The sequence below is a fragment of the Terrisporobacter petrolearius genome, from assembly GCF_020748185.1.
GTDB lineage: Bacteria > Bacillota > Clostridia > Peptostreptococcales > Peptostreptococcaceae > Terrisporobacter > Terrisporobacter petrolearius.
Map to the genome: position 1 here is coordinate 1 of NZ_JAHZMO010000036.1, position 23,828 is coordinate 23,828.

General features: G+C 31.2%; 24 protein-coding genes, 2 pseudogenes and 1 riboswitch. Of the genes and pseudogenes, 2 read left to right on the plus strand and 24 right to left on the minus strand.

Translation table 11 applies throughout. The features are described 5' to 3' along the window. Nucleotides 1-635 precede the first annotated feature (635 nt). The 15 genes from K0040_RS15575 to K0040_RS15645 all read right to left on the minus strand — a co-directional run bounded on the left by K0040_RS15575 (nt 636) and on the right by K0040_RS15645 (nt 15,578). On the minus strand, nt 636-1,169 hold the full coding sequence (locus K0040_RS15575; RefSeq protein ID WP_228109683.1) for a T6SS immunity protein Tdi1 domain-containing protein: 534 nt from the start codon (nt 1,167-1,169) through the stop codon (nt 636-638). 13 nt (nt 1,170-1,182) lie between these two features. Then, entirely contained in the window at nt 1,183-1,848 is a 666-nt protein-coding gene (locus K0040_RS15580) for a polymorphic toxin-type HINT domain-containing protein (RefSeq protein WP_228109711.1), read from the minus strand. Between the two features lie 3 nt (nt 1,849-1,851). Next, on the minus strand, nt 1,852-2,286 hold the full coding sequence (locus K0040_RS21130) for a Hint domain-containing protein (RefSeq protein ID WP_228109684.1): 435 nt from the start codon (nt 2,284-2,286) through the stop codon (nt 1,852-1,854). Next, entirely contained in the window at nt 2,246-2,884 is a 639-nt protein-coding gene (locus tag K0040_RS15590) for an RHS repeat-associated core domain-containing protein (protein ID WP_228109685.1), read from the minus strand. Before K0040_RS15590 ends, K0040_RS21130 begins: the two co-directional genes overlap by 41 nt. 130 nt (nt 2,885-3,014) lie before the next feature. Further along, entirely contained in the window at nt 3,015-3,392 is a 378-nt protein-coding gene (locus K0040_RS15595; protein ID WP_228109686.1) for an Imm50 family immunity protein, read from the minus strand. Between the two features lie 12 nt (nt 3,393-3,404). After that, nucleotides 3,405-5,141 carry a polymorphic toxin-type HINT domain-containing protein gene (locus tag K0040_RS15600; protein ID WP_228109687.1) on the minus strand — a complete coding sequence of 579 codons (1,737 nt, stop codon included), beginning with the start codon at nt 5,139-5,141 and terminating at the stop codon, nt 3,405-3,407. Nucleotides 5,142-5,170: 29 nt separating this feature from the next. Further along, the gene (locus K0040_RS15605) at nt 5,171-5,602 is read right to left on the minus strand and encodes a hypothetical protein (protein WP_228109688.1); all 432 of its coding nucleotides are present in this window, start codon (nt 5,600-5,602) and stop codon (nt 5,171-5,173) included. A 275-nt stretch (nt 5,603-5,877) separates the two neighbouring features. Next, entirely contained in the window at nt 5,878-7,089 is a 1,212-nt protein-coding gene (locus K0040_RS15610; protein WP_228109689.1) for a hypothetical protein, read from the minus strand. Nucleotides 7,090-7,396: 307 nt separating this feature from the next. Then, nucleotides 7,397-7,579, minus strand: a complete 183-nt coding sequence (locus K0040_RS15615) for a hypothetical protein (protein ID WP_228109690.1) — start codon at nt 7,577-7,579, stop codon at nt 7,397-7,399. Between the two features lie 193 nt (nt 7,580-7,772). After that, on the minus strand, nt 7,773-8,783 hold the full coding sequence (locus K0040_RS15620) for an alpha/beta hydrolase (protein ID WP_228109691.1): 1,011 nt from the start codon (nt 8,781-8,783) through the stop codon (nt 7,773-7,775). Nucleotides 8,784-8,928: 145 nt separating this feature from the next. Beyond that, nucleotides 8,929-10,845: an anaerobic carbon-monoxide dehydrogenase catalytic subunit gene (gene cooS / locus K0040_RS15625; RefSeq protein WP_228109692.1), complete on the minus strand. Its 1,917-nt coding sequence runs from the start codon at nt 10,843-10,845 to the stop codon at nt 8,929-8,931. Nucleotides 10,846-11,109: 264 nt separating this feature from the next. Then, on the minus strand, nt 11,110-11,307 hold the full coding sequence (locus K0040_RS15630) for a hypothetical protein (RefSeq protein ID WP_228109693.1): 198 nt from the start codon (nt 11,305-11,307) through the stop codon (nt 11,110-11,112). Between the two features lie 220 nt (nt 11,308-11,527). Continuing rightward, the gene (locus tag K0040_RS15635) at nt 11,528-12,814 is read right to left on the minus strand and encodes a GntP family permease (RefSeq protein WP_228109694.1); all 1,287 of its coding nucleotides are present in this window, start codon (nt 12,812-12,814) and stop codon (nt 11,528-11,530) included. 23 nt (nt 12,815-12,837) lie between these two features. Beyond that, entirely contained in the window at nt 12,838-14,568 is a 1,731-nt protein-coding gene (gene ilvD, locus K0040_RS15640) for a dihydroxy-acid dehydratase (protein ID WP_228109695.1), read from the minus strand. A 227-nt stretch (nt 14,569-14,795) separates the two neighbouring features. Beyond that, nucleotides 14,796-15,578: an IclR family transcriptional regulator gene (locus K0040_RS15645; protein WP_228109696.1), complete on the minus strand. Its 783-nt coding sequence runs from the start codon at nt 15,576-15,578 to the stop codon at nt 14,796-14,798. Nucleotides 15,579-15,795: 217 nt separating this feature from the next. Here K0040_RS15645 and K0040_RS15650 point away from each other — a divergent pair, with 217 nt between their 5' ends. Next, entirely contained in the window at nt 15,796-16,707 is a 912-nt protein-coding gene (locus K0040_RS15650) for a dihydrodipicolinate synthase family protein (protein WP_228109697.1), read from the plus strand. 21 nt (nt 16,708-16,728) lie between these two features. Further along, nucleotides 16,729-17,874, plus strand: a complete 1,146-nt coding sequence (locus K0040_RS15655) for an iron-containing alcohol dehydrogenase (RefSeq protein WP_228109698.1) — start codon at nt 16,729-16,731, stop codon at nt 17,872-17,874. Between the two features lie 69 nt (nt 17,875-17,943). Here K0040_RS15655 and arr read toward each other — a convergent pair whose 3' ends face one another. The 9 genes and pseudogenes from arr to K0040_RS21530 form a co-directional block, all read right to left on the minus strand. Then, the gene (gene arr, locus K0040_RS15660; RefSeq protein ID WP_228109699.1) at nt 17,944-18,360 is read right to left on the minus strand and encodes an NAD(+)--rifampin ADP-ribosyltransferase; all 417 of its coding nucleotides are present in this window, start codon (nt 18,358-18,360) and stop codon (nt 17,944-17,946) included. Nucleotides 18,361-18,446: 86 nt separating this feature from the next. Next, the gene (locus K0040_RS15665; RefSeq protein ID WP_228109700.1) at nt 18,447-19,085 is read right to left on the minus strand and encodes a DUF3786 domain-containing protein; all 639 of its coding nucleotides are present in this window, start codon (nt 19,083-19,085) and stop codon (nt 18,447-18,449) included. Between the two features lie 336 nt (nt 19,086-19,421). After that, the gene (locus K0040_RS15670) at nt 19,422-20,723 is read right to left on the minus strand and encodes an NCS2 family permease (RefSeq protein ID WP_228109701.1); all 1,302 of its coding nucleotides are present in this window, start codon (nt 20,721-20,723) and stop codon (nt 19,422-19,424) included. A gap of 104 nt (nt 20,724-20,827) precedes the next feature. Further along, nucleotides 20,828-20,926, minus strand: a riboswitch (purine riboswitch). Nucleotides 20,927-21,413: 487 nt separating this feature from the next. Next, nucleotides 21,414-21,875: a hypothetical protein gene (locus tag K0040_RS15675; protein WP_148557159.1), complete on the minus strand. Its 462-nt coding sequence runs from the start codon at nt 21,873-21,875 to the stop codon at nt 21,414-21,416. A 91-nt stretch (nt 21,876-21,966) separates the two neighbouring features. Then, entirely contained in the window at nt 21,967-22,479 is a 513-nt protein-coding gene (locus K0040_RS21520; RefSeq protein ID WP_369123734.1) for a Hint domain-containing protein, read from the minus strand. Next, on the minus strand, nt 22,476-22,757 hold the full coding sequence (locus tag K0040_RS15680) for an RHS repeat-associated core domain-containing protein (RefSeq protein ID WP_228109702.1): 282 nt from the start codon (nt 22,755-22,757) through the stop codon (nt 22,476-22,478). Before K0040_RS15680 ends, K0040_RS21520 begins: the two co-directional genes overlap by 4 nt. Nucleotides 22,758-23,018: 261 nt before the next feature. Next, on the minus strand, nt 23,019-23,357 hold the full coding sequence (locus K0040_RS15685) for a hypothetical protein (protein WP_228109703.1): 339 nt from the start codon (nt 23,355-23,357) through the stop codon (nt 23,019-23,021). 14 nt (nt 23,358-23,371) lie between these two features. Then, a pseudogene (locus K0040_RS21525) lies at nt 23,372-23,614 on the minus strand (polymorphic toxin type 17 domain-containing protein); the annotation flags it as partial. After that, nucleotides 23,602-23,808, minus strand: a pseudogene (locus tag K0040_RS21530) (polymorphic toxin-type HINT domain-containing protein); the annotation flags it as partial. The pseudogenes K0040_RS21525 and K0040_RS21530, both read right to left, overlap by 13 nt. Between the last annotated feature and the right edge of the window lie 20 nt (nt 23,809-23,828).

Consider the following 23,828-nt stretch of genomic DNA (forward strand, 5'->3'; position numbering starts at 1 on the left):
TTCTTTTTCCTTCGCTAAGCTTTTGTTTTCTTTTTCCCATAATAAAACAGCCTCCTATAATAATTAAATATTATCATAGAAAGCTGTTGAATTTTGTTATTTACAGAGTTTTTTTCACACACTCTTTGATTATTATATGTATTATAGCACTATGTCCTTTTAGTACTTCTCTTTATTTTAAGGTATCTTAGCCTATGTTATCTATATAAAAATTCGCTACGTTCATATCGCCAACGAGATGCCTTCGTTAACACTTCAGGCAACTCCGTTGCTCAAATACATGATGTTCAATAGCTTCAATAACTTCTCCAGCTACTTTAATATAAAGTATTGTATCTGTTTCTTTTGCAAGAATTTGTACTACTTTTTGGGTTTGCTTTTCTTTGTAGCTACCTTAACTTTCCTAACTGCTTGTCATCAACATCTAGCTCTTAATTAATTCATTATTATTAGAATGGACTTGATAAAAATACTAATATTTTTATCAAGTCCATAGTTTTTTTACACACTTCAATTTGATAGTACACTTTTCTACATAATTTTTATACTTAATAGTCATATAAGTAGAACGCATCTATTTTTAAATTTTATTAAATCTAAATAAAATATGTATTTTATCTTATGTTTTTATTCTGTTAACACTGATTATTCAATTGTCCAGTTATGGACCAATAAACTTCCATATTAATTTCTTCTAAATTGGATATATCATCTTCGCCACCTAAAAATAATGGAACTTTATACCCCATACAATAATTTAATTTTGCATTTTTACCACAATATTCAACCCATTCTTTATAAAATGTAGATGCTAAGCATGCATCATTATATACTGGGATTTCTACATTAAGAAATTCTAGTATATCACAAGGAATGTTTAATACTTCTCCTGCTCCTATTTCAAACATTAGTATATTTCTATCTCTCAAATCAATTGCAAAGCATCGTCCTAGCCAATCATACCCAAATAAATCAAATTTATCTTTAAATTTTGGATAGGCTTCTGTGACTATTTCACTCCATTTATATAAGTCTCTTTTATTAAATAATCTAAATATGCCATCTCCAAACTCCATTCCTTCAAAGTTATTTAATAATGTTTCATATGGACTACCTTCTATTTTATATTCAATATGTTTGTCAAAAAAATTTAAAAATTTACTAAACATTTTTACTTCTCCTTTAATCTATTGTAAATTTACCAAAAACGGTTCCTTCTGGATGATTTTTAATTGCATGATGAATTTGTGACCCCAAACTTCTATTAACACTTTTATCTAATGGTTTCATATTTGATAATTCATCTGCTCCACCTAACTGTAATTCTATCATATGATCCACATCATGTGACTTTGGTATTGATGATGATCCATGTTTGCTTCTATATCTTGATGATGCCGATGATGATTTACGCTTTACAGAAGTCTTTACTGTCTTTGCTTTTGATAAAGCTTTTACTTTTTTTCTTGCTTGTTTTTTTTGCTTATTTGTCCAGCCTTTCTTATATTTCAAATTAATCTCTATTGTTTTTTCTGTATCACAATTTATATTATGTACCAACACACTTGCATCCGATACAAAATACGTATGGAAATCTTCAACTTCAAAGTTATATACCGTTATCAGTTCATTGTGAACTACTTTATCTATCTTCTCAACTGTAGACTTATCACCTGACTGAAGAACTACTACGTCCCCTTCCTCAATCATACTTGCTGGGATCCAACCTACATTATCAATATAGAACACATGCTGTTCAGTAGCCTCAATAACTTCTCCAGCTACCTTAATATAAAGTATTGTATCTGTTTCTTTTACAAAAGTTTGTACTACTTTTTTAAAGGCTATTTCTCATGTTTCTGGATCTTGTGCCCATACCAGGTCGCCTTCTTCAATATCTTCTATTGGAACATCTCCATCTTGTGTTGATATTAAAGTTCCTGCTGTAAAGCAACCTTTTTTAGTTATTTTACACTTAACCCTTCGATATGTTCTTGTAGCCTTTTTACTTACTTTTCTAGTTACTTTTCTTTTAACAGACTTAGTTTTCCTTGCGACCCTATAAACTCTCTTAGCTATAGCCTTTGTGCTCTTACGCTTTTTAACTATTTTAGCAACCCTTTTGAAAACTTTACCTACTTTTAGTTTCTTAAATGGATTTATAGTTCCAAGTACTGCTCCACCAACTATGGCTCCTGCTTTCTTCCAACCACTTAGGTTCTTCCTTTTAGCATACTGATATCCATCATAAGCCCCAAGTCCTGCATTTATTACACCCCAGACCACTTGGGTCTGTATATGCTATTGGGTTGTTTACGCAGTAAGCATATAGATGTAAACTGCTTGGGTCTGTGAATTCTCCACGATAAGTGTCTTCTGTTAAGAACCTTCCATCTTCAGGGTTGTAGTATCTTGCATTCAAATAATACAGTCCTGTATTATTATCGTAAATTCCACCTGTGTAGCAGATTTCGTTGTAGAAGTTTTCATCACCGTTTATTTCAGTTTCACCAAAATCAGTGTATTCATAAGATACTTCGCTTTTACCTTCTACGTTTACTAGATTTGTTGTACTTTCACGCATGTCTTTATTGTAGAAGTAGTATTTTTCACCTTCGGCACTTGAAATATCCCTAACTGTGGCGATAGCATTTCCACTAGCTCCCATTATAGTTACTCCAGTAAGTTTTTCAACATCCTCTGGTTCTTCTAGTTCTGTTGAAGTATCAACTTTTCCAGTTGTGTAAAGTACTGAATCGCTTTGGTAATAGTACTTAGTTGATTGACCATTTTCTGATTTTTCAACTCTTTGTCCATTTCCGTTGTAAGTATTTACTTGATTTAATGTTACTATACCAGCCTTTGTAAACATGGCCTTATCCATGCGGTTTACTGCATCGTAAGTGTAGCATTTTACTTCATTATTTTCAATTATAAAAATTCCTAGTATTTAAAAGGTATGCTCTAATTATAAATAATATAATTGAAGCATACCTCTACTGTTTATATCTTATTTAATATCCGCTTATCGTCTGAATCATTCCAGCTACCGCTCTAATAGTTGCATTAAATTGACCTGCAATTTTAACATTTATGTAACTATTCTCATCTATACATATGCTAATGTTTGATTTATCTACATTTGTAGGTTTATAAGACATATTTATTTCGTGTATTCCAAATAAATCTATATTTACTACAACAGTATTATATTTTGATTGAATCCACTTTTGAGGAGGATTATCTGCATATTTTTGTAAATCAAAAAAAATACTAACTTTATCACATTCATCTAAAACATTTATCTGATCTATCCTAATATCAATTAAATCAGGAACTTGATCGTATAATTTAGTAATAAATACATTGTTATCTAATAGTTCATACCACATGCTATCACCTCTCTATCGTTTGTTAAAAGGATAATGTGATTTAGTTCCTTCAACCTTACCAGTACGTTTGTTATTAGCCGGTCTCACATTAAAATGTGGGCCTTGACCTCCTTTTAAGTGTCCCGCACCATGATCTTGTATAATAATTTTTTTACCTTTATCATTAATAAAATAGTATTCTCTTGTTTTTATAGGTTTGTTATTTTTACCCAGTATTATTTTACTTCCTTCATGCTCAGCTGTTCTCATATAATCTGACCCAATTTTATATGGTTGTTGAGATTTAGATATACCTGCATCTCTTTTAGCTTTTCTAAATGCGCCTTTTCTTCTTACTCCTGAATAATCATTATGTACAAGCACACTTGCATCAGATACAAAATACGTATGGAAATCTTCAACCTCAAAATTATATACCCTTATCAGTTCATTGTGAACTACTTTATCTATCTTCTCAACTGCAGACTTATCACCTGACTGAAGAACTACTACATCTCCTTCTTCAATCATACTTGCTGGTATCCAGCCTACACCATCAATATAGAACACATGCTGTTCGGTAGCTTCAATAACTTCTCCAGCTACTTTAATATAAAGTATTGTATCTGTTTCTTTTTCAAAAGTTTGTGCTACTTTTTTAAGGTCTACTTCTCCTGTTTCTGGATTTTGTGCCCATACCAGGTCGCCTTCTTCAATATCCTCTATTGGAACTAATCCGTCTTCAGTTGATATTAAAGTTCCTGCTGTAAAACAACCTTTTTTAGTTATTTTACATCTAACCGTACGATATGTTTTGGTAGCCTTTCTACTTGCTTTTCTATAAGACCTTTTTGTAACTACTTTAGATTTCCTTACAGCCCTATAAACTCTCTTAGCTATAGCCTTTGTGCTCTTACGCTTTTTAGCTATTTTCGCAACTCTTTTTACAACTTTGCCTACTTTTAGTTTCTTGAATGGGTCTATAGTTCCAAGTACTGCTCCACCAACTATTGCTCCTGCTTTTTTCCAACCTCTTAGATTTTTCTTCTTCGCATATTGATATCCATCATATGCTCCCCACGCAGCATTAATTACGCCCCAAACTGGGAAGTGGCCACTTGGATCTGTATATGCTATTGGGTTGTTTGTACAATATGCATATAGATGCAAACTACTTGGGTCTGTGAATTCTCCGCGATAAGTGTCTTCTGTTAAAAATCTTCCATCTTCAGGGTTGTAGTATCTAGCATTTAGATAATATAATCCTGTCTTATTATCGTAAATTCCACCTGTGTAACAGATTTCATTGTAGAAGTTTTCATCACCATTTATTTCAGTCTCACCAAAGTCCGTATATTCATATGATACTTCACTTTTTCCTTCTACATTTACTAGATTTGTTGTGCTTTCACGCATGTCTTTATTGTAGAAGTAGTATTTTTCACCTTCGGTGCTTGAAATATCCCTAACTGTGGCGATGGCATTTCCACTAGCTACCATTAGGTTAAGGCTAGTTACTCCAGTAAGTTTTTCAACATTCTCTGGCTCTTCCAATTCTGTTGACGTATCAGCCTTACCAGTTGTGTAAAGTACTGCGTCATTTTGGTAATAGTACTTAGTTGATTGACCATTTTCTGATTTTTCAACTCTTTGTCCATTTCCGTTGTAAGTATTTACTTGGTTTAATGTTACTATACCAGCCTTTGTAAACATGACCTTATCCATGCGGTTTGCTGCATCGTAAGTGTAGCACTTTACTTCATTTGTCACACTGTCTGATTCTCTTAGCTGATTTCCATTTAAATCATAAGTATAAGCTTGAGCAACGGGATGAGTCTGAAGCGATAGCGAAGACTTAGACGTTGGCGATATGAGCGAAGCGAATTTTTATTAGATAGTGTGGTGTGGGACTCTCCATCATCTGATGACTCTTCACTTCCATCTGCTGAATCTTCTGATCCAACTTCCATACTTGAAACTAATTGATTTAGTGAGTTATATGTATATGTAGTTGTTTTTCCATCTTTCACTTCTTTTACTCTATTACCTACTTTGTCATAAGTATAAACAGTGTTGCTTATTGAATTTGACACATTATCACTTATATTTGTTTCTGTAAGTCTTCCAAGTTTGTCGTATTCATATTCACGTAGTTCATCTACTATTGTACTAGGTGAATCTTCATCACGCTGAGTTGTGCTAGTGTAGTTATTATATAAATATTCACTCATTATATGGTTATTTTTATTGTAAGTGTATTTATATTTTTCTAGTACTTCATTGTTTCTACTATCAGTGTAAGTTATGTTTGTAGCTCTTCCAAAACTATCGTAGCTAAAACTTCTAAGTGTGTAAGTGCTTGTGCTTCCATTTGCAAAATCTCTGTAATCTTTTATACTTGCAACTTTTCCATCGTTTAAGTAGTTGTATTCTCTAAGAAGCTTGTACCCTACTCCAACTTTTGCCTCTATCTTTTGTAACCACTTATCACTATTATAAGTGAACTTTAACTAGATGTAGAGGAAGGATATGTTACATTTGTTATGTTATCGTCTATATCATACTCATAAGTAATTTTTTGACTATCTATTTCAGCATCTGTTGGCGAATCTCCTGATATATGCTCAGCATCTAACTCAGCATATCCTACTAATCTCTTAAGACTATCATAACTATATCGTGTATATCTATATAAGTTTAATTTGCCACCTGACTGCTTATAATCTCGCATTACTGTTATATTGTCAGATATATCATACTCATACTCTGTTCTTAGAGTTCTATTCTTTTTAGAATCATAGTAATTTAGCGCACTTAAACGCTCTTTGTCATCATATTCATAAGTTTTGTAATTTCCTTCTGTGTTTGTTTCTTTAACCACATTATCTTTTGAGTTGTATTCTGTTGCTGTAGTTATTGGTTTTATAGAACCATCACCAAGATCCTTAATTAATACTGCAAGATCTTGAGAATTAGTTATTGTCTCACTTTTATTCCCATTTGCATCTGTAACTATAGTACTCGTTGTACCATCTGTATTTTCTTTGTCATAAGTAAAACTAGTTATGTTATTTTCTGAATCAGGAAGTATTACCTTTGATATTCTTGCTTCTTTGTCATACTCATATTTTGTAGAGTTTCCTTCTCCATCTATATCTTCAATTACATTTCCTGATGAATCATATTTCTTTGTTGTAGTTATTGTATTATCACCATCTACATAGAATGTTTTTGCATTTGAATCATAAGCTGGATTAAGCATAGTTGTTGTTTGATTTCCTAGACTATCATATAGAAATACTGAAAGAATGCCTTTTTCACTACCAGCGTTTTGACCTGCTTCATATTTAGTTATTATGTTTTCTTGGCCATCATAAGTTAAGTCTACATAAACTCCATTTTCTTTTTCCCTTATAGTTCTTCCTAATGTATCTTGATAAGTTTGACCTATAATATCACCATCTGGATTTGTTTCTGTACTTACAAATGAACATTCAGTTCTTTTAGTTCCTTTACCTGTAAATGTTTCTACAGTTTCATAGCTGTATGTTGTGTTCCAAGTTTTAACTAATCCACCTTTGTTTACAGTTTCGCTTGCTTCTCTATTCATTTCGTCATAAGTATATGATGTAATTGTTCCATCTTCTGCTGTTTCACTTTTTGTAGTTCCATTTGGATAATAGGATTTTTTAATGGAATAATAGTGAAGGGTGTACATTAATATTTTTTAGACAGAAACTATGACATGGGATTTTACTCAAGTTTTATCAGATATATAAAATCAAAAAATTAAAATCAACTAAAAAAAGTAGATATGGTTTTTCTTCAACATATATACCTTACAATCTATGCATATTAAAGTTGTTATCTATAAATATAGATATAATCACTTTTATAATATATACCATAATTTATATCCTCTGCTTCCTGAGCCTAAGCATTTGCTAATGAATTCCATAGCGATAGACATCCTATAATACTAAATATCATAGATATATATATTATTTTCTTCAAGCTCATATTTACTATTTTTCACCTTTTATTAGTTTAATTGTCACATCTGAACTTACTATGTCCCCTTTTTTTAAATTAACTTCTTTTCCTGCTATGTCACTTAAACTTCTAAATACTGCATCTGGATTATCTTCGTCTCCAATTACTGTAGTAAAATCACTATTTTCTTTAGGTGTGTCTTCTGAAGTCTCCACTTTATAAGTCCCCTTTGATATCTAATTTAACATCCATATGCAACAAACTAATCCTCTAATATAGTTAAACACCATCAACTATGATATATTTCTTAATTGCACACTCATCTAAAATATGTACTATTCACTTGTTCATTATTACTGTTATTACAATTAATCCTAAAACCTCCCATACATGAATAAATCGGTTACTCTATATCCCATACTCATCATGAAATGCAGAGTGAAGAGCTTGAGCGCGTTTTTCAATCATTCTCTTTGTTATTTCAGTATTGAAAAATACATCATAGCCATGAAAAACACTTTTCACATCTTCCAGATGGACTTTTGCCCCTGCTGATATCAAAGATTTAGCATAATCTATACCTTCATCATGAGCACAATCGTATTCAGCCGTCTCTATATATGAAGGTGGCAACTCTGAAAAATCCTCTGCTAAAATTGGACTTGTATACTCTTTCTTTCCATTAATACCATTTCTTAAATAGAATTTCCACATCTTTTTTATTAGGGAAGAATTCCATAGGGGACAGTCCACATATTTTTTCATAGTCTCAGTTTCCATGCGTGAATCAATCACTGGATAAATCAACATTTGAAAGCACAGTTTTATGTCAGTTTCATCTCTACACCATAATGTACACGCACCTGTTAATGCACCACCAGTACTATCACCACCTAATGCAATTTTATTTTTGTTCACGTTAAGTTGTTCAGTATTTTCCCATACATATTGGATGGCATTGCAACAATCTTTAAAAGGTGTTGGAAATGGATATTCATCAGCAGTTCTATAATGGACAAACACAACCATACATTTTGCTTTCTTAACATATTCACAAACAAGCTTATGCATATATGCCTCATCTTTAAGGAAAAAACCACCCCCATGAAAATAAATAAGACAAGGAATATTGTAATTCATATCTTTTGGCTTATAAATGCTTAAAGGTATCTTTTCTTCATTCTCAGTCTTAACATATTGCATTTCTCTAATAATACCATCAGGTGTTTTGGGTAATCCACCTTTAGATAATAATCTATTAGCTAGCTTGACATTGGACAATGTCAACACTTTATCTGGTACACTGAATTTATTCATGAGATAATAACCTTTTGTCAAAGGATATTTCTTATCACGATGATAGAACCATGTTCCTATTAGTCCAGCAATACCTGTTGATATGATAACTATTTTTTTCATTACAGTTTCTCCTTTCTACACCCCACGTCATTCAGTCTTAATGTATGAAATTTAAATGGCAAAATAAATGGAATTACCAGATCCTAAAACCTAGCAATTCCAATCATTCTACGTTTATGTAAACATAGACAATTTATTAAAAATATTATTTAAGTCCAAGTTTTTGTCTTTTACTTATTATATGATCTTCTATCGCCTTTGCAGCTTCAACTGGATCATCTCCCAAAGCTACTTTACCACCTGTTAAGCCCTCAACATCTTGTGTAAGAAGTTTTACTAATTCAGGAGCACCAGTAACAAATGGAGTAGGAGATAAATGTGTATAAGCTCCGTATGCTACTGCAAAAATACCATCTATAGTAGCCTTTTGTTCCATCCACTCTGGAGCTGTAACTGCTATAGGAAGGTCTGGAATATCAAGATCAAGATGATCTGCTAAAGCAGTAACAAGCATTGATATTCTACCTGTATCAGTACAAGTACCAAAACTTAGTACAGGAGGTATTTTAAGCATATTACATACTTCCTTCAAGCCTTCTCCTGCATATTTTTCTATAGCATCTAAGTTACATAATCCTGCTACTTCAAGACCATGGTTACCACAACCACCAGCTACTACTAATATATCTCTTTTTATTAATTCTTTTGTTATATTAACTGTATTCCAGTCTTGAGGACCATTTCTAAGTGTAGAACAGTTTGCAAGTGCAACAATACCTTTTATTTTACCTGACGTAATTACATCAACTAATGGATCAAGTGAATTGCCAAGAGCACCTAAAACAGCTTCTGTTGAAAATCCTGCTATAGCTTTTGTAACATGTTTAGGTACCATAGGTTCAATTTTTCCATGTCTTTTCTTAAAGTTATCTATTGCTATTTCAATTAAATTATTTGCTATTTCATTAGCTTGTTCTGGATAATATGGCATTTTATGTTCTGCACCTGGTACACCTATTATTGTACTTAGACTAACTAATGCTACTTGATATTTTTCAGCGTATTGATCTATAGCTGGTGGTGAACAGTTTTCTTCCATAGCAATTGCATCTACTGTACCAGTAGCAAGAAGTGGTTCTATAGTTAACCAGTTACCCATAAGACCAACAAATATATCGTCAACTTCGTATCTTTGTAATAATTCTTGTCCTGTTTCAATGGAACCAACTACTCTAATTCCTTTAGCTCCAGCAGCTATAGCTTCATCTTTATATTCGCCTTTTCTAAGTTTTTCTATAGTAAGGGCTCCTATCCAAGGTTGGTGTCCATTAAATACTATATTTACATAGTCAGGATCCATTATTCCTAAGTCAACGTCAACCTCATGAGGCATAGGTGTTCCAAATAATATATCTTGTACCATTTCAAGACCTATTAAAGCTGTATATATAGTAGATAAACCTAATCTAAGACCTTTTATGGCAAGTGATACATAATCTCCATCCACATTTGTTAAACAACTTGCAATTGAGTTTTGAACTTCATGGTCAACACCAGAAGGATAAATATGTAGATTTTCCCATACTGCTATTCTTTTCTTTGGAGCAAAGGCTTGTGTCATTATACTAGGTTCATCAGGTCCTGCTTTCATATCTTTATCAAGTAAATCAGCTAATTGAATAGCAAGTTGATTAATATCTTGATTAGTATCTATTCCTACTTTTTCACACATCCATTTCAATTTAGCTTCATCTTTTATTTTGAATGGGGATTTCCCTTCACCAGTGGCTCTAAGTGTTCTATATGCTTCATATGCGTGATGTGCATATGTAGCTGCACCCATTATATTTCTCATAAGGAAATTTCTCATAGCCATGGCATCTGGTCCGATACCGCAAACTCCTTTATCAGCTCCTATTTTTTCACTAATTTTACAAGGACCTTGTGTACATAACTGACAACTTAAACCTTGAAGACAAGACTTACATCTTATTTTTTCTTGTGGTCCCCATCTTGAGAACACACTTGAAAGACCATCAGTTTGTATTCTCTTTAACATTTCCTCAACGGAGTCATGATAACTTACACGACCTTCTAATTTTTCTCTAATTGTCTCGCTCATATTTTTTATTAATCTCCTTCCTATATTTCATTATTATTTGATATCATTCAATATTATTTGCATATTGCTTGACATTATTCTAATATTTCCATTTTGTTATAGTATAAAATTTTGTGATAAAACGGTGAAATAAACCTTTCAGTAGATTGTACAAAAAAGGGATGAACTCTATATGAGTTCATCCCTTCATCCTGATCTACTTACATGTATGTAACTACTTTACATTATTATAAGCTCATCTACATTCTAATATAAATTTATTTATTATTCTAAATATTTATCAAATATTATTGTTGCCAGTTCTTCCTTTGTCAAAGTTTCAAGGCTTGGTATATCAGATAAGTCCATTTCCAATAAAAATTCTCCACACTCTACTTCTAGATATGACCCACTATCATCTGATTTGATTTCCCATCCTTCTAAGTCTGCTACTATGTTGGCAATTCTTTCTTCTTTAGTCATTTTTACACCTCTTTATCTTAATGTATGTATACTTTAGTTTAATTTTTATTTTAAATTTTATCAATCAAGTTAGTAAATTTATATAAGATATGTGCCTTCAAAAATATATAAGATTTGAAGATAAAAAAACACATTGACTATTACATCAATGTGTTTTTTGCCTTCAATTGTAGATAGGATTCTCATAAATCCTACTCATAAATATATTTACTATATATTTCTAAAAAGCTAATCCCATAATACCATATGCAATTGTTGATGCAAGGCACATTACTATACCTATAGTCGTTTCATAAGGTATTAATTTTAATCTATCTTTCATTTCCATAGAAACGCATCCACCACTTACATGGAAGAAACTTCCATGAGGTAATCCGTCAAATAGTTGAGTTCCTGAATATACCATAGATGCACCTTGAACTGGTAATACACCATATTCTAATATTGCAGGACCAAATACAAGACCTCCAACTGATGCTCCTGCTGTTGCTGAAGCAGTTGCTGCCCCCATAGTTATACCTGCTATTGGTGCTAATAATACTCCTGGTAATCCTAATAAATCTACTCCCCCTATAATAACGTCTTTCAATCCAGAGTTAGATATAATACCAGCTATGGTACCTGTTCCAATAAGTAACAATACAACTCCGCTCATTCTACCAAGTCCACTTATTGCAAAGTTATTTAACTCTTTAGCTTTACCCATACATATAGTTCCTACTATACCACCTACAGGAAGAGCTATTAGTGGATCAACTGCTATACCAACTGTCGGTCTTAATAGCAATAATCCTATAGAAACTACTGGACCTATAATAGCTCCAAATAAAGTTATATCTTCTTTCTCAGATTCTATCGCTATTTCACTTGATAAACTATCTCCAGATACATCTAATGACACTTTATCTCCTTTATTTTTTAGCTTACTAGATATTAAACATGTAACGATTAAACAACAGAATGCTGGAATTATTCCCGCAGTCATTAGTGTAGTTAACTCAACGCCAAATGCTTCTGCAGCTGCTATAGTATTTGGATTAGGAGATGTCATATTACCTGCTTTAACTCCCCCAATCATAGCAAATAATATTCCCATCTTACTAAATCCTGCTTTTTTTCCTATTGCTATAGCTATTGGTGCAACTGTAATTATAGATACATCACCAAAAACTCCAACTGTAGTAAGGACATATGTAGAAAGTGTCAGTGCTACTAATGACTTTTTCTCACCTAATTTTCCAACTATAAACTCTGCTATTTTATTAGCTGCACCTGATTCCATTAATGCACCTGCTAATACTCCGGCTGTAACTATTCTGATAATGGCAGATGACATTCCAGTCACTCCAGTTATCATTATTTCTACCGTACCAGTTAAACCGGCATCCCCAACAATACCACCAATAACTGCCCCTATAATCATACCGTATGTTGGTGGTACCTTTTTAATAATTAAAAATATAGCTATTACAAGAGCTAAAATTGCACCAAATGATGAAACTTGCATACGTAAACCTCCCGATTAATTTTTTATTCTATATATGCCCCACGCATACCTGATGTTGCTCTATCAGTATAACGCTTGAAAATACCAAATCTATCACTAGTGTCCATTTTACTCCAGTTTTTCTTTCTTTCCTCTAAAACTTTCTCTACTTCTTCTTGGCCGCACTCTATTCCATTAATCCCAATTATATTTACTTTTCTATTTATAACATCTAATTCAATTAAATCTCCATTTTCAACTAAACCTATTGGTCCACCTGTTGCTGCTTCTGGCGAAACATGTCCAACACAAGGACCTTTTGTAGCTCCTGAGAATCTACCATCAGTTATTAATACAGTTGAAGATTTTAATCTATCATCATTCATTATTGCTTCTGTTGTCATAAACATCTCTGGCATACCAGAACCTCTTGGACCTTCATAACGTATTATTAACACGCTTCCTGGCTCAATTGTCTTATCTACCACAGCTTGATTACATGCTTCTTCTGAATCAAATACAACAGCAGGTCCTATATGATGAAGCATATCCTCTGCTACTGCAGAATATTTAATTACAGCACCTTCTGGAGCTATATTACCTTTTAATACTGCAACTGATCCGTAAGATTTAGCATCTTCTAAAGGATGAATAACATCTTCTCTTTTTAATCCATAATTAGATAAATATCCAATAATTCTATCAAAATATCCACTTTCATTAAGTTCTTCTAGATTTTCTCCTAAGGTTTTCCCTGTAGCTGTCATAACGTCTAAATCTAAGTAGTCTCTTAATACCCACTGAACCATTGGTATACCACCTGCAAACCATAGTGTTTCTGTTGGATATTTTCCACTTGGTGCTACATTACAAAGGTGAGGTATTATTTTATTCATTTCATCAAATAAATTCAAATCTAATTCATATCCCATTTCTTGAGCTATTGCAGGGAAATGAATTAATGCATTTGTTGATCCACCTATAGCTGCATGTACTATTATTGCATTTTTAAATGCAGCTGGAGTTAATATTTGGCGAGCAGTTATTTTTTTATGTACTAAATTCATTACTGCCTTACCTGCTTCTCTTGAACTTGCAAGTATATCTCTCATAGTTGATGGACTTAAAGCAGTTCCTGGTAATGTTAGTCCAAGAGCTTCAGCCATACATTGCATAGTTCCTGCAGTTCCTAAAAACTGACAAGCACCACATGAAGGGCATCCTGTTAATTTATAATTCATTATCTCTCTTTGAGAAATATCTCCTCTTTTTTCTCTTAAGGAAACTTCTCCACCTTTACCTGATGTACCTAATTCTGGAGCTGGTCTCATAACACCACCTGGAATAAATACTGTTGGTAAATCAAGTCTTGCTGCTACTCTCAAGTGTGCAGGTATTGCTTTATCGCAAGATGATACAAGTACTAAGCCATCCCATTGAGATGCAGATGCATGAATTTCTACCATATCTGCTATTATCTCTCTAGATGCTAATATATAGTTCATTCCACTATGTCCTTGTGCCCATCCATCACAAACATCTGTTACATGAAAGTTAGCTGGTTGTCCACCCTTTTCATATATTCCTATATTAGCTTGTTGAGAAAGTGTGTTTAAATGAGTACTTCCTGGATGACTTTCTCCAAAAACATCATCTACTAAAATTAATGGTTTTTCTATAGAATGTTCATCCCATCCCATACCACAACGTAAGGCATCACTTTGTGCCCATATTTTTCTTGCTTCACTACAATTTTGTACAAACTTTTCACTCATAAATATTCCTCCTTATTTTGCATGGTTCGCATTTCCGAATTTAATACCTATTTCCAAACTAACATCATGTTATCACTTTGAAAAAAATTTGTCAATGTTTATATTTACATTTTGTAAACATTTTCAAAGTTTTATTTTTTATAAATATTATAGGCAAATTATAGGCAAAAAAAAATTCTAATTTCAATGATACAAAATCATTGAAATTAGAATTTTTTTATTATCATCTAATATAGAAAACTTTCCTCATCTAGTCCTACAGTTTGTAAATATTTTTCTATTTTTCCTTTAGCATTTATCAATACTTCTGAAGTGACTGATAGTTTTTCTTGAGTAGCTCTAAATGCTGGTATACTTACACTTATAGCCGCTATAATTTTATTGTTATATTTTATTGGTGTTGCACAACATATTAGATGTTCTGAAATTTCTTCAAACTCCATGGAAATATTACTTTTTCTTATTTCTAGTAATTGCTCAAATAATATATTAAAATCCGTTATTGTGCTTTTTGTATAAGACTTTAAACCTGTGGGATATAATTTTTTAATTTCATCTAATTCCATTTCACAAATTAATGCTTTGCCAAGACTTGTACAATAAGTTGGTAACATTTTCCCAATATGAGACACCAATCTTATGGCTTCTTCAGAGTCCACTTTGTCAATATACAATACATTATTACCTTTAAGTATTCCTAACTGGCAGATCTCTTTAGTTACTTCTACAATATGCTTCATTTCACTATTTATATACTGTAATATATTTTTATTGCTAGAAAAGGCCGCTCCAACAGAAAATGTGCTTATTCCTATAGTATATTTACCAGAATCTCTATCAATATTTATAAATTTTCGCTCTGCCATAGTATGAACAATTGGCAAAATAGTACTTTTAGGTGCATTAATTTTTTCAGCAATCTCTGTTAGTGTAAATCCATCAGAATTTGTAGCCAGGATTTCCAAAATATTTAGCACTCTTGATGTTGGTCTATGTTCAGTTTTATTCATAAATCTTCTCCTATTCTATGATTCTAGCACAATTATATCAGATATTATTATTTTTGTAAGCAAGGAATAAAAACACTTAATATTTTCTTGACTATAAATTATTTGTGTGTTACATTAATGTATAAATACGTTAATACGTAAGTAGTTCGCAATAACGAATATTCTTTTTCAAACATAAAATTTACATTTATTAAACAACTTAATAACGGAGGATGATATGATAAAAAAAACAAATTTTTTAACACCTGTGATAACTGCATTTGCTGAAAATGGTGAATTAGATATAGATGCAAATAAAAGAATCTACGACCATTTAATTGATGGTGGTGTAGATGGATTAGTTATTATGGGGAGCACTGGTGAATTTTTCACTATGACAACTGAGCAAAAAAAACAACTTATCGATTTAGTTGTTAATCATGTAAATCATAGGACTAAGGTTTATATAGGAACTAGTTGTATGTCTGCTGAAGACACTATAGAACTTTCAAATTATGCAATTAATGCTGGTGCTGATGCTGTAATGATAATTGGACCATATTATTTTAGCTTATCTGACGAAAGTATTGAATTCTACTTTGACTCTGTTTGCAAAAATATTAATGGTAACGTATTCTTATATAATTTCCCTGCAAGAACTGGATATGATTTATCACCAGCAGTGACACTTAATCTATTAAGAAAAAATAAGAATATAATTGGATTTAAAGATACAGTAACAGAAATGGGCCATACAAGAAAATTAATTCAAGAAATATATAAAGAATTCCCTAATTTTATTGTATATTCAGGATTTGATGATAACTTTGCACATAATGTTCTTAGTGGTGGAAATGGATGTATAGGTGGATTATCTAACCTGTATCCAGAAATATTCAGCGCTTGGGTGAAAGCTTGTGATAAGGGAGATTTAGAAAAAATATCTTACATACAACAAATAGTTGACGCTATGGCAAAATTATACGATATTGGTGTTCCATTTATTCCAATAATTAAAAAAGCAATGGTTTTAAAGGGAATTGATATGAATGATTATTGTACAAAACCATTCCTACAAGCTACAGCACAGCAAGAAGAAGAAATAGTTCAAGTATTAAAAGAAGTAGATGATTTAAAAAAATTTATATAATGAAAAAAGGGGATTTTAATTATGAGTATTTACTATATTCCGCCAATAAATTTACTTGGTAAAGGTTGCCTTTCTGAAGCAAAGTCGCCAATTAAGTCTTTAGGAACTAAAAAAGCTTTTATTGTTAGTGACAAGTTTTTAACTTCAAATGGTACGGTTAAAAAAGTAACTGATATGTTAACTGAAATAGGTATTGATTTTGTAGTTTATGATGATGTAAAACCAAATCCAACTGTAACTAATGTTAATAATGGTCTTGAAATATTAAAATCTGAAAAATGTGATTTTGTTATAACTATTGGAGGTGGATCTCCTCAGGACTGTGGTAAAGCAATATCTATACTTGCTACTAATGGTGGAAACATAACTGATTATGAAGGCGTTAACAAAACTAATAATAAATGTCTTCCTATAGTAGCTATAACTACTACAGCTGGTACATCTGCTGAGGTTACTATAAACTATGTTATAACTGATGAATCTAGACATATAAAAATGATAATGGTTGATACTAATTCTTTAGCTACAATTACAGTAAATGATCCTGAATTAATGATAAGCAAACCATCTAACTTAACTGCCGCAACTGGTATGGATGCATTAACACATGCTATTGAAGCAGTTGTTGCTAATGGTGCTTATGATGTTACAGATTCAACTGCATTATATGCTATAAAACAAATATTTGATTTCCTTCCAAAGGCAGTAGCAGACGGAAGTGATATCAACGCTAGAGAGCAATTATGTTATGCTTGCTTCTTAAATGGTATTGCATTTAGTAATGCAGGCCTTGGAAATGTACATGCTATGGCTCATCAATTAGGTGGATTATATGACTTACCTCATGGAGTTTGCAATGCTATGTTACTTCCTATAGTAGAAGAAGAAAATGCTAAACATGCTCCTGCTAAATTCCGTGTAATTGCTAAGACTATAGGTATGGATGTTGAAGGAAAATCTGATGAAGAATGTGTTGATTATGTAATAAATAGAATAAAAGCTCTTTCAGATGAAGTTGGTATACCAAAATCTTTAAAGGATGTAGGTGTATCTGATCCAGATTTTGATTTACTTGCTGAAAATTCAATGAAAGATGCATGTGCAGGTGCTAATCCTGTATTCTTTAGTAAAGAAAAACTTGTAGAACTATTTAAGAAAATTTATTAATTAGCCATAAATAATAATAAAAAACATCTGTTAGAAAACTTCATTTCAACAGATGTTTTTTATTATGGACTAATCGTATATTATATTTTTCCCTTCCTCACTTAATTTTTTTAAAGATGAAAGCATATTATTTATTTCTTCTTGGGAATGTCTTTCCCATGAACCTAATTCAGCTACTATTTTCAAAGGAGATTTAGATCTATAAGAACGTGTTGGGTTTCCAGGAAATTTTTTGTCTGTTACATTTGGGTCATTTTCAAATTCACCTAATGGTTCTATTATATAAATTCTTTCTTTTGATTCAGATCTGGCTAATTCAGCACCCCATTTAGCAACATCTAATGTTGCAGTAAAATAAATATAGTTAGATTTTTTATTTTGGTAATTTGATAAGTGTTGTGGTTCTAATAAATCTCCAATTTTTAGTTCTGCTTTAGTACCATGAAAAAAAGGACCATTATCTAAAACATCTTTTTTGTCATTCATGCTGATGCACTCCTTTCAATATTTCGTGTATATTTTAAAATTTTGCTCTATTCTCCTTTATAACTATCTTCCCACACTGTTCCCACTTACATGGAGGTCATATCATATAACTCTTTGTATTTTTCTGAAATACGTTTTAACATAATCTCCCCTACTCCAACTGAACCTTCTAATGAAATATAATTATCTGCACTTTTATTAACTAACATTTTTCCAGATGCTTCAAACTCATCATCTGCAAACCAAATATTTAAAGTGACATGGTAGTAGGGAAGAAATTCAAATACTACACATAAATCTACTTTTGAATCAATAATTTTTCCACCTAATGCTTTACAAACATTTATTACCTGATCTGGTTGTTTATTAGCCAAAAAACGGCTCAATTCCAACTCTGCAGTCTTATCAAACTTAGTTCCCCTTATCAATCCATCATTTAACTCACCAAAATGAACTGCTTGCCAATCATCAGGCATTCCATTTGCCATATCAAAATACTGCAGTATAACTAAATCATGCCAACTATGCATTTTCCCATCTATTTCATAGGATGGGTATTCTACTTCTATAGTTTCACCTAAACTATTAATTTTAAAAGTAGATGTTTCTTGGCAAAATATTACCCCTGTTTTTTCTGCAATATCAAAAGGTGACCTATTATTTAGACGTTTTTTAGCAGCCATGAACATCTCTTGAAAAGCATTATTCACTTCTTTATTTTCCATAGTATATTCCCCCTGATTCATTAGATATTTAATAGCCTATTTTTTAAATTGATATAACCTCATTATAATCGTGAAAACCTTGTTCTTCAATAAATTTTAGACATTAGTAAATTATCCTTTTGTAGATGAATATATGAGTTATCTTTTAATTTGCATAATTATTTAATTTATATAAATTAAATAAAAAAAGGTATTAATATAATCCCTTATACTAATACCTTTTAGAATCTTCAATTAGTAGATATGATTGACTACAATCATATCCATCATTTATTTTCACACAAACTTACATAATTTTAATTACTAAATATCATAAAAAAGCAGTTCTTGTTGTTATTAAATCATAAAGTATACTAAAAATAATACACTTAATCCGCACATTACAGGGTGAACTTTCTTTATTTCACCTTTACATGCCATTAATACAACATAAGCTAAAAGTCCAAAGGCAATTCCTTCTCCTACACTATATGTTAAAGGCATTAGTATTATTGTTAAAAATGCTGGTATAGCTACTTCTGACTTACTCCAGTCTATTTCTGCAAATGACATACATAAAAGTGATCCGACTATTATTAAGGCTGGTGCTGTAACTTGAGTAGTTACTACACTTAATAATGGTGAGAAGAATAAACTTAATATAAATAATCCAGATGCTACTACACTTGAGAAACCTGTTTTAGCACCAAGACCTATTCCTGATAAAGACTCCATACAAGAAGTTGTATTAGTTGTCCCAAATATAGCTCCTATACAAGTTGCTACAGAATCAGCAAGTAATGCTTTTGAACCATTTTCCACAGTTCCATCTTCTCTTATTAAACCTATTTTTGAACCAACTGCCACTAAAGTTCCCGCTGTATCAAAGAAATCCATAAATAAGAAAGTAAATACAACTAACATCATTTGAGGATTAAATACATCTTTTAAATGAGTAATTGCTACACCAAAAGTTGGCGCCATTGATGGAGGCATTGATACAATTGCAGTTGGAGCATCTACAACTCCGCTAACTACTCCAGCTATAACTGTTATAATTATTCCTAAAAATATTGCTATGTTAACTCCTCTTACCATTAATATTGAAATTACGGCGAGTCCAAATAATGATATTAATACCGATTTATCAGATAAATTTCCTAAAGCAACAAATGTAGCTGGATTTGCTACTACTATTCCTGCATTTTTTAAACCTATAAATGCTATAAAAAGTCCGATTCCTGCACTAACTGCATATTTCATATCATTTGGTATTGCTTTTATTACAAGTTCTCTCAATCCTGTAATAGATATAATTAAAAATATAATTCCTGATAATAAAGTTGCTGAGATAGTACTTTGCCATGGTATTCCCATACCCATACAAACCCCAAATGCAAAGAATGCATTAAGTCCCATACCTGGTGCTAAAACCATTGGGAATTTTGCTATTGCTCCTATTATAAAAGTTCCCACAGCACTTGCTATTGCTGTAGCTGCGAATACACTTTCTTTTGGCATTCCTACTTGAGATAAAACTCCTGGTACAACAAATAAGATATATGCCATGGTTAAGAAAGTAGTTGCTCCTCCTAGTATTTCAGTTTTTAAATTTGTTCCTTTTTTCTCGAATTCAAAATAATTAGAAATGAAATTCATAATGTGTCTCCTTAATACTTTTGTCAAACTATGTATAAAGGATAATGGAAATATTTTTAGATAGATTTATTCAGCTTAATTAGCGCAAATGTAATCTATTTGAATGCAAAAATATACCTTATCGTAGTCAAACCATTGGTGATTTGGTAGAAACCGTTGATCCATTATATCAACTTTATACGATAGCTATTTTGTTTCACTTATTCTAACATGATTTATAAATAAACACCATATTTTTTTTGTTAAATTGCACTGTAAATTTTTTAGTAATCTTCATATTGTTATTTTTTATATGTGACTTTTTTTTGATAGATTGTTTATTGAATTGTAGTATTTGTAGTTTTATTAGTTCTGTGTTTAGTTTTATAAGATAATGATAGGGGTAGTATTTTGAAATACAGTTAAAAATTCTTGCATGACATTTGTGTAAAATTTATGCAAGAAAAACTACTAAGCACTAAACTCAGTAGTTTCTTATCCTCGTTTTCCAGTGTTTGAATGGTGGAGATGAGTGGTATACTCTAACATATATTTTTTATCATATCATTTATTTGTGTATATTACTTAATCATATCAATTTTATTTTTTATTTAGCTTTTTTATTTTTTTAAAACTTAATTGTAAATGTGTGCTAATATTTTTCCGACATATATATCTACAACTTTATATAACCTGATTTGTATTAATAGATTATTCTTCTCTGAATACATAATGATTACCAGTATGATTATTTATGAATCTCCATTCTTCATCAAGATCAGAAGAGTTTACAAATATATTTATTACTATATTATCTTCTAATAAAATCTCAATATCTCCTATCTTACTGTAGTTCACCTTATTTACTTTTATAGGTAGCATTGGTAATAATATTTCATTAACAATTTTATCATACCTATTGTTTCCTATAACATCCCAATCATCACTTATAGAATCATCAAGCAATGTATAAATATCATAATTTCCTAATATAACTTTATTATTTTTAGATATTCTAAATGGACATTGGATATGAAACTCATACTCTGATTTTTTAACTTCCTGATTTTTGTAATTCATTATTAATAATTCCTTGCCAAATGAAATCCAAATCATATCAGAACATCTTCCCATACCCTCCATTATATTTTTTTCCAAATATTCCTTAAACATTTTTCCTCCTATTTATTTCCCCTGCGACATTAATTCTAAGTATAGTGTCACTTTTATTTATAAATAATTGTTCTACTTTCCTTAATTTAATTTAACTAGTTTCTGGATTTTGGGACCATACTAGGTCACCTTCTTTAATATCTTCTATTGGAACTAATCCTTTTTCAGTTGATACTAAAGTACCTGCTACAAAGCAAACAGCATTAATTTTATTTTTAACGTTTCTATTACCATTTCTTCTTTTCTTTGCACTTATTCTAGTTTTCTTCTTTTTAAATACTCTCGTAGCTTTTTTACGTACTTTCCTACTTGCTTTCCTTGTAATTGATTTATTTTTCCTTACAACCCTATAAACTCTCTTAGCTATAGCCCTTGTGTTTTTACGTTTTTTAGCTATTTTCGCAACTCTTTTGAAAATCTTTCCTACTTTTAGTTTCTTAAATGGATTTATAGTTCCAAGTACTGCTCCCCCAACTGTGGCTCCTGCTTTCTTCCAACCACTTACGTTCTTCTTTTTAGCATATTGGTATCCGTCATAAGCTCCCCATGCTGCATTAATTACGCCCCAAATTGGGAATTGACCACTTGGGTCTGTATATGCTATTGGGTTATTTCACAGTATGCATATAGATGTAAACTACTTGGGTCTGTGAATTCTCCACGATAAGTGTCTTCTGTTAAGAACCTTCCATCTTCAGGGTTGTAGTATCTTGCATTCAAATAATACAGTCCTGTCTTATTATCGTAAATTCCACCTGTATAGCAGATTTCGTTGTAGAAGTTTTCATCACCATTTATTTCAGTTTCACCAAAATAGGTGTATTCATAACATACTTCGCTTTTACCTTCTAGATTTACTAGATTTGTCGTACTTTCACGCATGTCCTTGTTGCTAATTTTATATTTAACCTTACAATTTTTTTAAAAATTATATTCCAACTTTAACATCTCAAAATATTAATGAGCCAATCAGTTTCAATTGGCTCATTATATATATTTTATAATATAAAATCATAAAAAAAACTTTATAATTAAATATTTGTTTAATTTAATCAATATATTATTTTTATATTTTTAGTAAGCATAATTTTTTTAATTTTATTTCATCCATATACTAATACAAAATTCTTACTAAAATTCATCTCAGTCAAATTTTATTTCTGTCTTATCATCAATACATATATAAACCATTTCTAGTTCCATGCAATTTGTATCTGAGGCTATTAGTTCATCTTCATTAATACCTAATATTGACCAATCATTAGATATTTCTTTTAAAAACTTATTAAAATAATCCTGATTAAGTTTATCATATAATTTAATCTTTATTTCTACAACATACATACCATCTATTTTCCAATAGGGTTTATTGGCTATATACTTTATTTTTTCTATATAATTTTCAAGAGGTTTAACTACCTCTTTAGCAATATTCTTAGATTCTATATTATTATTTGAATATACATATAATCTTATAAACAAGGTCGTATTCCTTTCTATTTGTGTGTAATTTTTCCATCTAAAGATATATTTAAATGAGATCCATCTCTATTTGCCCATCCTAAGCTTGACTTTCCTTTTTTTGAAAGTTGTACATCCCATTCAAAGTTTTGGTTTTTAGTTCTAGAAGGTCCTTGAGTCCAAACATTTCCAAATCTATCAACATATCCTCCAATATGTTTAGGTAGTGATTGGGGTGAATTCCAGTTTTCGGAAGTAATATATCTTATCTTGCCTTTCGTTGGTAAATTTTCACTTTATAAAATACCTTTTTTCTTCTTACTCCTGAATAATTATTATGTACCAACACACTTGCATCAGATACAAAATACGTATGGAAATCTTCAACCTCAAAGTTATATACCCTTATCAGTTCATTGTGAACTACTTTATCTATCTTCTCAACTGTAGATTTGTCTCCTGACTGAAGAACTACTGTATATCCTTCTTAAA